The sequence below is a fragment of the Nocardia tenerifensis NBRC 101015 genome (genome assembly GCF_000308715.1).
GTDB classification, from domain to species: domain Bacteria; phylum Actinomycetota; class Actinomycetes; order Mycobacteriales; family Mycobacteriaceae; genus Nocardia; species Nocardia tenerifensis.
The window spans coordinates 1-12,070 of the sequence record NZ_BAGH01000344.1 but is presented as its reverse complement, the minus strand read 5'-3'; the positions used below and the strand labels follow the sequence as shown (position 1 = coordinate 12,070).

Here is a 12,070-nt window from a genome sequence, read left to right as displayed (position 1 = left end):
GGCGCGTTCGGGGCGCTGCGTTCTCGCGCAGGCTGCCTCCTTCGGGCTGGAATTCGCGCGCGAGCGGCGCCACCTGGCGCGCGCTGTTGATCATCGTGACGGCGTCGTTGACGGTGTTCGCCGGGTGCACGGCGAACCCGCCGCCGCCCATCGAGAGCACCGACAGCCCGAAGACCACGCCGGCCAAGCCGGGCAAGAGCACCGTGGTGGTGGCGATCGACACCATCGGCATCGGGTTCAATCCGCATCTGCGCTCGGATCAGTCGCCCGCCACGGCGGCGCTGAGTTCGATGGTGTTGCCGAGCCCGTTCCGGCCGGTGCCGAGCCCGGCCGCGCCCGGCGCGACGGACTGGGTGCCGGACACCTCGCTGATCGCGACGGCCGAGGCCACCCCGCTCGAGGCGGCCACGCCGCAGGAGCCGTTCACCATCACCTACACGCTGCGCAACGAGGCGAACTGGTCCGACGGCGCGCCGATCGCCGCCGAGGACTTCCAGTTCCTGTGGCAGCAGATGATCTCCCAGCCCGGCGTGGTCGACTCGGCCGATTACCGGCTGATCACCGACATCGGCTCGGCGGGCGGCGGCAAGGTCGTGACCGTGACGATGCGCGAGCCGTTCCCGGCGTGGCGGCAGCTGTTCACGAATCTGCTGCCCTCGCATCTGATGAAGGACTCGCCCGGCGGGTTCCAGGACGGCTGGGTGAAGAGCATCCGGGTGTCCGGCGCGCAGTTCGCGATCAAGACTATCGACCGCGGCCGCGAGGAGATCCTGCTCGAACGCAACGCCCGCTTCTGGGGCACCCCGGCCGCGCCGGACGAAATCCTGTTGCGGCGCGGCGGAACTCCCGCGCAGCTGGCGGAGTCGCTGCGGACCAACGACGCGCAGATGACGCTGGTGCACGGCGGGGTCGCGACGCGCGCGCAGCTGGCCGCCATTCCGTCGGTGCGCACCGCGATCATGCCGCAGTCGCGCGTGCTGCAACTCGCGCTCAACGCCCGCAGCGGCCCGGTGAGCGATATCCGGGTCCGGCGCGCGGTGCTCGCGCTGCTCGACCCGGCCCTGCTCGCCACGGTCGGCGCGCAGACCGGCGGGTGGGTGGAACCGGCTCGCGCGCAGATACTTTCGCCGTCCGACCCCGGCTACGGCCCGACCTCGCCGCCGCGCCCGCCCGCCGAGGAGTCCTTCGCGTTGCTCGCGGAGGCGGGCTACGGCCGCGCGCCGGAGCCGCCGCCGGTCAACTCGCCGACCTCGCCCGCGCCGACGCCGCGCCCGATCGCGAAAAACGGTAAATCCCTGTCGATTCGGATCGGATCGGTCGAGGGCGACACCACCGCCAGCGCGGTCGCCAATACCGCGGCCGACCAATTGCGCAGTGCCGGAATCGATGCCACGGTGCGCAGCGTCTCGGCCGATCAGCTCTACGGGCGCGAGCTCGTCGAGGGCACCATCGACGCGATCGTGGGGTGGGAGCGGGCAGGCGGCGATCCGGCCACCGTGCTCGCCTCCCGATATGGTTGCCCCCCCACCGGAACCCGGCAACGGCGCCGCGGGCACCGCGCAGTCGAACTCGGACCCCGCGCGCCGCGCCCCGGCCAATCTCTCCGGGGTGTGCGACCCGGCCCTGCAGCTGCCGATGGACGAGGCGCTGCGCGGCATCGAGACGGGCCGGGTGCTCGCCGAGGCCGAGCCGAAGCTGTGGGAGTTGGCGACGGTGCTGCCGATCGTGCAGGACAACGTCGTGGCCGCGGCCGGCCCGCGGGTGGACGGCGCGTCGCTGAACGGCAGCATCCAGGTCGGCATCTTCGGCGACGCCGGACAGTGGCGCAAGATCCAATGACCGGCGGGCTGCTGCTGGTGCACGCGCACCCGGACGACGAATCCATCACCACCGGTGGGACGATCGCGCACTACCGCCGCCGCGGCGTGCCGGTGACCGTGGTGACCTGCACCCTCGGCGAGGAGGGCGAGGTCATCGGGGACGAGTGGGCCCAGCTCGCCGCCGACCAGGCCGACCAGCTCGGCGGCTACCGCATCCTCGAATTGACCAGGGCGCTGCGGGCTTTGGACGCCGCGCCCCCGCGCTTCCTCGGCGGCGCGGGTCACTGGCGCGACTCCGGCATGGCGGGCACCCCGGCGGCGGAGAAGCCGCGGGTGTTCGTGAAGTCCGGCGACGCGGCGGTGCGCGCGCTCACCGAGGTGGTGCTCGAGCTGCGCCCGCAGGTAGTGATCAGCTACGACCCGAACGGCGGCTACGGACACCCCGACCACATTCGCGCGCACCAGATCGCTACGGCAGCAGTGCATTCCGCGGCGGAGCAGGGCTGGGACACGCCGAAGTTCTACTGGACCGTCACCGACGCCGACATGCTGCGCGAGCACACCACCGCGCTGGCCAGGCGCACCGTCGACGGGTTGCCCGGACGGTTGCCGGCGGGCTGGCGGCTGCCCGCCGAGGGTGAACTCGCCAGCGTGCCCAGCCACACCGTGACGACCGCCATCGACGTGTCCGACGTGCTCGCGGCCAAGCGCGCGGCCCTGCGCGCGCACGCCACCCAGCTGACGCTGGCGCCGTCCGGTCGCGAGTTCGCGCTGTCCAACAATGTTGCTCAGCCGGTACTGCCCGTCGAGTGCTACGTCCTCGTGCGGGGTAGACGCGGACCGGTCGGTTCGGACGGTCGCGAACATGATCTCTTAGCCGGGCTCGAACAATGAACTTCCATCGACGGTATCGCTGAACTTTCGCAGGTTCTTCCTCATTGCGGCATAATCGTCGAACGCGCCCTGAGCTGCGAATGTTCGTAGCCTGAGGGTTGCTGTTCACCGGAAATCTTTCGCCGGGTACCGTTCGGCGTGATTTCGATTCATCGATGCGGAGGGCGAAGCGGTTCATGACGGCGGTCGGCGACAAGGCTCACCTCAGCATCGAGGACGAGGGTTATCACAAGAGTCTCAAACCGCGGCAGCTGCAGATGATCGCCATCGGCGGCGCCATCGGCACCGGGCTGTTCCTCGGCGCGGGCGGCAGGCTGGCCAGCGCGGGCCCCGGGTTGTTCCTCGTCTACGGCGTCTGCGGTTTCTTCGCGTTTCTCATCCTGCGCGCGCTCGGCGAGCTGGTGCTGCACCGGCCCTCCTCCGGGTCGTTCGTCTCCTACGCGCGTGAGTTCTTCGGCGAGAAGGCCGCGTTCGTGGCCGGTTGGATGTACTTCCTGAACTGGTCGATGACCGGCATCGCCGACACCACCGCGATTGCCCAGTATTTCCACTACTGGTCCGGGTTCAGCAGCATCCCGCAGTGGCTGCTCGCGCTCATCGCGCTGCTCGTGGTGCTCAGCATCAACCTGATCTCGGTGAAGTGGTTCGGCGAGATGGAGTTCTGGGCGGCGCTGGTGAAGGTGTTCGCGCTGAGCGCGTTCCTGATCGTCGGCACCGTCTTCCTCATCGGCCGGTTCACCGTGCAGGGCAACCCGACCGGGCCCAGCGTGATCGCCGACAGCGGCGGGCTGTTCCCGACGGGCGTGCTGCCGCTGGTCGTCGTGGTCTCCGGCGTCGTGTTCGCCTACGCGGCGGTCGAATTGGTCGGCACGGCGGCGGGCGAGACGGAGAACCCGGCCAAGATCATGCCGCGCGCGATCAACTCGGTGATCGCCCGTATCGCCATCTTCTACGTCGGTTCGCTGGTGCTGCTCGGCCTGCTGCTGCCGTACACGGCCTACACCGCCAAGGAGAGCCCGTTCGTCACCTTCTTCACCATGCTCGGCGTGCCGGGCATCGGCAGCGTGATGAACCTGGTCGTGCTCACCGCCGCGTTCTCGTCGCTGAACGCGGGCCTGTACTCGACCGGTCGCATCCTGCGGTCCATGTCGATGAACGGCAGCGCGCCGAAGTTCACCGGTGTGATGGGGCGCAACGGCGTTCCCTACGGCGGCATCCTGCTGACCAGCCTGATCGCGCTGGTCGGCATCGCGCTCAACGGCGTGGTGCCGGACCGGGCCTTCGAGATCGTGCTGAACATGGCCTCCCTCGGCATCGTCGCCTCCTGGGCCACCATCGTGCTGTGCCAGTTGCAGCTGTGGCGGTGGAGCAAGCAGGGCAAGACCGAGCGGCCGTCGTTCCGGATGTTCGGCGCGCCCTACACCGGGCTGCTCACGCTGGTGTTCCTGTTCTTCGTGGTGGTGCTGACCGGTTTCGACTATCCCGTGGGCACCTGGACGGTGGCCACGCTGGCGGTGATCGTCCCGATGCTGATCGTCGGCTGGCTGGTAGCCCGCAAGCGGGTGCTGTCCATCGCCGCGGAGCGCTCGGGCTACACCGGCGAGTTCCCGGTGGTGGCGAACATCCCGGTCGACGGGGAGAAGTGATCATGCGGACGGAAGCGCCGGAATAGACTCGCTGCCATGTACAACTGGTCGGTCCAGGACGCGATCGTGGCGTTCGTCGAGAGCATGAAGCCGAACTGGCAGGCCCAGCACGAGCTGTACCTCTCCGCGCTGCACGGGTTCGTCGAGATGCAGAGTCACCTGTTGACCCTGCTCGGCTTCCCGCCGGTGCCGTGAGGACGGACCTGGACGGCGCTCGCACATCCGTGGCGGCGGGGGATTCGCCCCTCGCCCCGGTCTGGCTGGCGCCACTGATCCTCGCGATCCTGGTGATCGACGCCTTCCTCACGCTCGCGATAGAGGTGCTGTATTTGCCCGCCTACCTCGGCGCTACCGCGTTTCCCCTGGCGGGTGTGCTGGCCGGTCTGGTGAACGTGCTTCTCGTGCTCGGCGTGCGCGCGGTCTCCACCCGGGCGGCCGCGATGTTTCTGCCGTTGGCCGCCTGGGCCTTCGGGTTTCTCGTCTGCGCGAGCACCGGCCCCGGCGGCGACATCATGCTCGCCAGCGATTGGCGCACGGTGCTGCTGCTGTTCTGCGGACTGGTGCCACCGCTGGTGTACATCTACATTCGCGTGAACTCCGGCTTGTTCAGCAGGCGCTAACGGCGGCCGAGCCGTCCCGGGGTGACCGCCTCGATCAGCGCCCACGCGTCGTCGAGCGGGAGGTCGAGCACGTGGTATCGCTTCTTGCCCGCCGCGGCGGCCGCGACCACCGTGGCGACGCCGGCCCTGCGCTGGAAGAACGACTGGCGCACGGTCCAGCCGATCACGCCGGGCGCCTCCAGGCAGTCGCGATCTCGGTCCAGCGAGCCGGAGCGAGTGATCAACCAGGCTGGGCTCGTTGCCGTTTCGGGCAGCACGGCGTGGCCGAGGCCGCGATAACGGTCCTCCGCCAGCGCGATCGCGACCGGAACCATGACCACCGGTACCAGCCACCACCACGGTGAAAAGTCCACGCCCGCAAGCGAAAACGCCAGCAGGACGAGTGCGGCCACGGCGATGGGGGTCAGCGTGCGGGTGTAGCGCCTGCGCCGGGCGACCGGCCCGTGCGCGATCAGCGGCGCGCTGCCGGGGGACGGCCCGGCGGCGGGCGTGGCAATCGCCTTGTCCTGGAACTCGTTCGGCGCGAGCAGATGGCTCAGCGTGTGCTCCACGGCGGTGCGCGGCGCCTGCGGGAGGACCTTCTGGCGCGGATTCTCGCCCACCATGATCGCCTCCAACTCGGCGGCGCCCGCCAGGCGCAGCAGCAGCGGCTCGTTCACGGTCGCGCCGCGGAAGCGGGCCAGATCCAGGGTGATCTGGCGGGTGGTGAACAGCCCGTGGCGCAGGTGCAGCGTCCGTCCGTCGTCGGTGACGCGAAGGCCGAAATACGTTGTGAGATAACGGGCACAGGCGGCGAGGCTGACGATGAGCACGATCACCAGGAACAGCGCGACGGCGCCGAGCGCGATGATCAGCGCGCCGCCGTCCTCCACCCGGCGCACGGCGTCCGAGCGGAACAGCACCTGACCGACGCCGTACTGGAATGCCAGGCCGACGATCGGCGCGATGATCGCGAAACCGGTCAACGACAGCGGCGCGTAACGAACCCACCCCGGATTCCAGTGCGCGATCTCCCGCCCGCGGTGGGCGTCCGGGCGCTCGTCGGTGTCGTGGGCCGGAACCGGCTGCCCCGTAACGCTGTGCGGCGTCGCGGTGTGGGCGAGCAGGGCGGTCCGCAGATCCGGCACCAACCGCGCGTCGAGCGCGTCCAGCTTGAACTTCTCCCCCGAATCCGCCTGCTGCCCAGTGCCGATGGCGAGCACGGCGAGTCCGAGCAGCCGGTGCAGCAGGTCGGCCTCGATGTCCACCGAGCGGATGCGCGAGCGCGGCACCGCCAGCTTCTTGCGCTGTATCAACCCGGTGCGCAGCTCGACGTGGGTGGGCCCGACCCGATAGGTGGTGGTGAACCAGCGGGTGAGCGCGAAGCCGACGATCAGCGCCAGCGGTATGACGCTCCACCCGTGGTTGCCGCTGCTCGTGCCGAGGATCACCGAGCCGATCAGCACGGGGATGAACTTGACCACTTCAGTTACCGGATGTACCAGCAACATTCGCTTGTCCAGCCGCGACCACGGCTGATCGGTCTCCGGCGCGGGGCTTGCCGTCGGGTTCACGTCGCGTCGCCCCGATGCTGGGCGGCGATCCGGGTCAGCCGGGTCACCGTCTCCTCGGCCATGGGCAGGTCGAGCTCGGAGATCTGCACCGCGCCCGCGGACGAGGCGGTGGTCACCGTCACCGTGGCCAGCCCGAGCAGCCGCTCCAGCGGCCCGCGCTCGGTGTCCACGGTCTGCACCCGCGAGATCGGCGCCACCCGGCTCTCCTGGGTGAGCCAGCCGACCCGCGTGTACACGGCCTCCTCGGTGACCTCCCACCGGTGCACCGCGTACCGCCACCACGGCACCACGCCGATGTGCAGGCCGGCGAGCACCAGCGTCACCACGAACACCGCGAGTTGTATTCCGCGATCGCCGGAGTCGAACACCGCCCAGACGAGCTGCGCCACGAACGGGACAACCCAGACCAGGGCGGCGCGGATCGTCCAGAGCAGTTTCGCCTTGGGACTGGGGCGCCAGGCCGGATCGGCCATGATGGTGCGCGGCTGCGACATGCCTGCCATGGTTCCATGAAGTCCGGCCGGTGGCGCCGCCGATCTGCGCGGCGCGCCCGGCGGACGTCGCTCGAGACGAACGCCATCGGCCGATGGAAGTGCACGGCGCCGGCCGACGGACGTGCACAGCGTCAGTCGAGGCAAGCGCACGGCCCCAGCCCAGGAAAGCGCACTGCTCGCCGCCGATGGAATAGCCCCGACCCGCGCGCAGTTGTCAACGCTCACATGGCGCCTCGCTCGCACCGGGGTGGCGTGGTGCGCGCAGCGCTCATGTGCCCCGATCGGGCTCGGTCGCTACGCTCACTCATCAGCATCGGAAGGAGACAGGTCCGGATGGTCAACGCATGATCGAGAACGTGAGTGAACTGCCGAACCCGAGCATTCCTGCCGCACCCCCCTCCGCGTCGGCCATGCGCCGCGCGCTGCGCCGAGCCCGTGACGGCGTCACGCTCAACGTGGACGAGGCCGCGGTGCTGCTGCATGCCACCGGCGACGATCTGAAGGATCTCAGTCACAGCGCCGCCAGAGTGCGCGACGCGGGACTGGAGTCGGCCGGACGGCCGAAGACCATCAGCTACTCGCGCAACGTCTTCATCCCGCTGACCCGATTGTGTCGCGACAAGTGCCACTACTGCACCTTCGTCACCGTTCCGGGCAAGCTGCGCGCCGAGGGCAAGGGCATGTTCCTCGAGCCCGACGAGGTCCTCGACATCGCCCGCCGCGGCGCCGCGCTCGGCTGCAAGGAGGCCCTGTTCACGCTGGGTGACCGGCCCGAGGATCGCTGGCCGGAGGCCGCGCAGTGGCTCGACGAGCGCGGCTACGACTCGACGCTGGACTACCTGCGCGCCGTCTCGATCATGGTGCTCGAGGAGACCGGCCTGCTGCCGCACCTGAATCCGGGCGTGATGTCCTGGGAGGAGATCTCCCGGCTCAAGCCCGTCGCCCAGTCGATGGGCATGATGCTCGAGACCACCGCCACCCGCCTGTTCACCGAGAAGGGCGCCTGCCACTACGGCAGCCCGGACAAGGACCCGGCGGTCCGGCTGCGCGCGATCACCGACGCGGGCCGGCTGTCGGTCCCGTACACCACCGGCCTGCTGGTCGGCATCGGCGAGACGCTGACCGAGCGCGCCGAGTCGATCATGGCGATTCGCAAGCAGCACAAGGCTTTCGGGCATATCCAGGAAGTGATCATCCAGAACTTCCGGGCCAAGGACGACACCGCGATGCGCGACGTCCCGGACGCGGGCATCGAGGAGTTCCTGGCCACCATCGCCGTGACCAGGCTGGTGCTGGGCCCGGACGTGCCGGTGCAGGCGCCGCCGAACCTGGTGTCGGACGAGGACTGCCTGGCGTTGATCGACGCGGGCATCGACGACTGGGGCGGCGTGTCGCCGGTGACGGTGGACCACGTCAATCCCGAACGGCCGTGGCCGAACCTCGACACGCTGCGCGAGATCACCGAGAAGGCCGGTTACCAGCTGGTCGAGCGGACCTCCGCGCACCCGAAGTACGTGCGGGCGGGCAGCCCGTGGATCGATCCGAGGATCGGCGCGCACGTCGCCGCGCTCAGCGATCCGGTCACCGGCCTGGCCGATCCGGACGCCATGCCCGTCGGCCTGCCCTGGCAGGAGCCGGACCAGTCCTGGGAATCCGCCGGACGCGTCGACCTCAACACCGCCATCGACACCGAGGGTCGAAATACCGAGAGCCGCAGTGACTCCGCGATAGGCCAGGATGTCGTCGGTGCGTTCGGTGATTGGGACACCATTCGTGAACAGGCTCGCGACCTCGCGGTCACCGCGCCCGAGCGCCTCGACTCCGAGGTGCTCGCCGCGCTGCGGGCCGCCGAGCACGACCCGGCCGGGCTCAGCGACGCCGAGTACCTCGCGCTGGCGACGGCCGACGGCGCGAACCTGGAGGCGGTCGCCGCGCTGGCCGATCAGTTGCGCCGGGACGTGGTCGGCGACGACGTCACCTACGTGGTGAACCGGAACATCAACTTCACCAATATCTGCTACACCGGCTGCCGCTTCTGCGCGTTCGCGCAGCGCAAGGGCGACGCCGACGCGTTCACCCTCAGCATGGACGAGGTCGCCGACCGGGCCTGGGAGGCGCACGTCGACGGCGCCACCGAGGTCTGCATGCAGGGCGGCATCGACCCCGACCTGCCGGTCACCGGGTACGCCGACATCGTCCGGGCGGTGAAGCAGCGCGTGCCCTCGATGCACGTGCACGCCTTCAGCCCGATGGAGATCGTCAACGGCGCCTCGCGCGGCGGGCAGAGCGTGCGCGACTGGCTGGTCGCGCTGAAGGAGGCCGGCCTGGACACCATCCCGGGCACCGCCGCCGAGATCCTCGACGACGAGGTGCGCTGGGTGCTCACCAAGGGCAAGCTGCCGACCTCGGCGTGGATCGACGTGATCACCACCGCGCACCAGGTCGGCCTGCGTTCCAGCTCGACCATGATGTACGGGCACGTGGACAACCCGAAACACTGGGTCGGTCATCTGCGCGTGCTGCGCGGAATCCAGGACGAGACAGGCGGTTTCACCGAGTTCGTGCTGCTGCCGTTCGTGCACCAGAGCGCGCCGCTGTATCTGGCGGGCGCCGCGCGCCCCGGTCCGACGAATCGGGACAACCGGGCCGCGCACGCGCTGTCGCGGATCATGCTGCACGGCCGGATCGACAACATCCAGACCAGCTGGGTGAAGCTCGGCACCGTCGGCACTCGGGTGATGCTCAACAGCGGCGCCAACGACCTGGGCGGCACGCTGATGGAGGAGACCATCTCCCGCATGGCCGGCTCGCAGCACGGCTCGGCCAAGACCGTCGCGGAACTGGTCGACATCGCCGCAGGCATCGGCCGCCCGGCCCGCGAGCGGACCACCACGTACGGCGTTCCGCGGCACAAGGTTTCGGCGCTGCCACTCTCGGTGGGCTAGCGGCGTAGGCTGCCGGAGGAGAAGACGTGCGGGTCGTGCGACCCGCGGTCGGACCGAATTCGGATCTCGGTCGGCTCGCCGCGAACCGGCGGGCCGACCGGGCGGTCGCTGAGTGGACGCGGCCGTACCCGCGGTGACGTGGGGCGGCGGCGAACACACCCGATCGGCGGGTTCCGCACGGCGGCGGTTGTGCGCACAATATCTGAAGTTAGGCAAGGCTGACCCGGAGTAGGGTGGGGTGTCCGGATAGGGTTTCGCTGGGCGGACTATCCCCGCAAGGTGAGGACAGACTAGGAGAGCGGCAGTGCCGTACATCATCGCTGAACCGTGCGTTGACGTGAAGGACAAGGCATGCATCGAGGAATGCCCCGTGGACTGCATCTACGAGGGTGGCCGCATGCTGTACATCCATCCCGACGAGTGCGTGGACTGCGGTGCGTGTGAGCCGGTGTGCCCGGTGGAGGCGATCTTCTACGAGGACGACACCCCGGACCAGTGGAGCGGGTACGTGAACGCCAACGTCGACTTCTTCAACGAACTCGGCTCGCCCGGCGGCGCGACCAAGGTCGGTCAGGTCGACTACGACCCGCCGTTCATCAAGGAACTACCGCCCATGGCGAGCGAGTAGCTCTGTCGTGTCCGCTCGTGGCCGGGTCAGCAGTCTGCTTCCCGATTTTCCCTGGGATACCATCGCTTCGGTGAAGGCGAAGGCGGCGACGCACCCCGGCGGGATCGTCGACCTGTCCGTCGGCACCCCGGTGGACCCGGTCGATCCGATCATTCGCGCGGCGCTGAGCGCGGCCGCCGCGGTGCCCGGTTACCCGATGACGCACGGCACGCCGCAGCTGCGCGCGGCCGCGGTCGACGCGCTCGAGCGGCGCTACGGCATCATCGGTCTCGACCAGGCGGCGGTGCTGCCCGCGATCGGCACCAAGGAGCTGATCGCCGGACTGCCCCGGCTGCTCGGCCTCGGCGCGGACGACCTGGTCGTCATTCCCGAGGTCGCCTACCCGACCTACGAGGTCGGCGCGCTGCTCGCGGGCGCGCAGATCGCCCGCGCCGACGGGCTGACTCAGCTCGGCCCACGCAGACCGGCCCTGCTGTTCGTGAACTCGCCGTCGAATCCGACCGGACGCGTGCTCGGCGTCGAGCACCTGCGCAAGGTCGTCGAGTTCGCCCGCGAGCGCGACGTGATCGTCGCCTCCGACGAGTGCTACCTCGGGCTCACCTGGGAGGGCCGCGCCCTCTCCATCCTGCACCCCGAGGTCTGCGACGGTGACCACACGAATCTGCTTGCGGTGCACTCGCTCTCGAAGACCTCCAACCTGGCGAGCTACCGCGCCGGCTTCGTCGCGGGCGACCCGGCGCTGGTCGCCGAGCTGCTCGAGGTGCGCAAGCATGCCGGGATGATGGTGCCCTACCCCATCCAGGCCGCGATGACCGCCGCCCTCGGCGACGACGCGCACGAGGCCGAGCAGCGCGAGCGCTACGGGCACCGCCGCGAGATCCTGCGAAAGGCGTTGGAGCAGGCCGGTTTCCGCATCGATCACTCCGAGGCGGGCCTGTACCTCTGGTCCACCCGCGGCGAATCGTGCCGTGACACCCTCGACTGGCTCGCCGACCGCGGCATCCTCGCCGCCCCCGGCGACTTCTACGGGCCGACCGGCGCCCAGCACGTCCGCATCGCGCTGACCGCCACCGACGAACGCATCGCCGCCGCCGCGGAGCGCCTGACCGACGGCTGATCCCGCGCTCACGACACGCCGGAACCTGTCCGTCGGGCCGAAGACTCGGCCTGCCGGTGGCGCTAGCCTGAAGTATGGACGCTGTCACGGTTGTTCCTACCCCCGTCAACGAGCCGGTGCACTCCTACGCACCGGGCAGTCGCGAGCGCGACGCGCTGGTCGCCGCGCTCGCCGAGATCTCCGCGAACACCGTCGAAGTGCCGCTGGTCATCGACGGCAAGCACCGGCCGGGCAGCGGGCGGCGCCACGATATCGTCGCGCCGCACCGGCACCGCCACGTGCTGGGCACCTACACCGACGCCACGCACTCCGAAGCGCGGGCCGCGATCGACGCGGCGACGGCGGCGGCCCCG

9 protein-coding genes and 2 pseudogenes are annotated in these 12,070 nt (G+C 69.9%); 9 read left to right on the top strand and 2 right to left on the bottom strand.

Features of this window, described 5'->3' with window-relative positions:
* Positions 1-32: 32 nt before the first annotated feature.
* The 5 genes and pseudogenes from ON39_RS26840 (at position 33) to ON39_RS26825 (ending at position 4,980) form a co-directional block, all read left to right on the top strand.
* Positions 33-1,839, top strand: a pseudogene (locus tag ON39_RS26840) (ABC transporter family substrate-binding protein).
* Complete coding sequence (mshB, locus tag ON39_RS26835) at positions 1,836-2,714, top strand: N-acetyl-1-D-myo-inositol-2-amino-2-deoxy-alpha-D-glucopyranoside deacetylase (protein WP_040738579.1); 879 nt, start codon at positions 1,836-1,838, stop codon at positions 2,712-2,714. Before ON39_RS26840 ends, mshB begins: the two are co-directional and overlap by 4 nt.
* A gap of 176 nt (positions 2,715-2,890) precedes the next feature.
* Positions 2,891-4,360, top strand: coding sequence for an amino acid permease (locus ON39_RS26830; RefSeq protein ID WP_040738578.1), 1,470 nt, complete (start codon positions 2,891-2,893; stop codon positions 4,358-4,360).
* Positions 4,361-4,396: 36 nt separating this feature from the next.
* Positions 4,397-4,555: a hypothetical protein gene (locus tag ON39_RS49730; protein ID WP_169335921.1), complete on the top strand. Its 159-nt coding sequence runs from the start codon at positions 4,397-4,399 to the stop codon at positions 4,553-4,555.
* The gene (locus tag ON39_RS26825; protein WP_051187141.1) at positions 4,552-4,980 is read left to right on the top strand and encodes a hypothetical protein; all 429 of its coding nucleotides are present in this window, start codon (positions 4,552-4,554) and stop codon (positions 4,978-4,980) included. The genes ON39_RS49730 and ON39_RS26825 overlap by 4 nt, the downstream gene beginning before the upstream one ends.
* Here ON39_RS26825 and ON39_RS26820 read toward each other — a convergent pair.
* Complete coding sequence (locus ON39_RS26820; RefSeq protein WP_083894711.1) at positions 4,977-6,470, bottom strand: PH domain-containing protein; 1,494 nt, start codon at positions 6,468-6,470, stop codon at positions 4,977-4,979. The two genes, ON39_RS26825 and ON39_RS26820, sit on opposite strands and share 4 nt — an antisense overlap.
* Positions 6,471-6,529: 59 nt before the next feature.
* Entirely contained in the window at positions 6,530-7,027 is a 498-nt protein-coding gene (locus tag ON39_RS26815) for a PH domain-containing protein (RefSeq protein WP_051187156.1), read from the bottom strand.
* 344 nt (positions 7,028-7,371) lie between these two features.
* Between ON39_RS26815 and ON39_RS26810 the strand changes: the two genes are divergently transcribed.
* The 4 genes and pseudogenes from ON39_RS26810 to ON39_RS26795 form a co-directional block, all read left to right on the top strand.
* On the top strand, positions 7,372-9,972 hold the full coding sequence (locus ON39_RS26810) for a bifunctional FO biosynthesis protein CofGH (RefSeq protein WP_040738575.1): 2,601 nt from the start codon (positions 7,372-7,374) through the stop codon (positions 9,970-9,972).
* A 304-nt stretch (positions 9,973-10,276) separates the two neighbouring features.
* Positions 10,277-10,600, top strand: coding sequence for a ferredoxin (fdxA, locus tag ON39_RS26805; RefSeq protein ID WP_040738574.1), 324 nt, complete (start codon positions 10,277-10,279; stop codon positions 10,598-10,600).
* 7 nt (positions 10,601-10,607) lie between these two features.
* Positions 10,608-11,717 carry a succinyldiaminopimelate transaminase gene (gene dapC, locus ON39_RS26800; RefSeq protein ID WP_040738573.1) on the top strand — a complete coding sequence of 370 codons (1,110 nt, stop codon included), beginning with the start codon at positions 10,608-10,610 and terminating at the stop codon, positions 11,715-11,717.
* 74 nt (positions 11,718-11,791) lie between these two features.
* A pseudogene (locus ON39_RS26795) lies at positions 11,792-12,070 on the top strand (L-glutamate gamma-semialdehyde dehydrogenase); the annotation flags it as partial.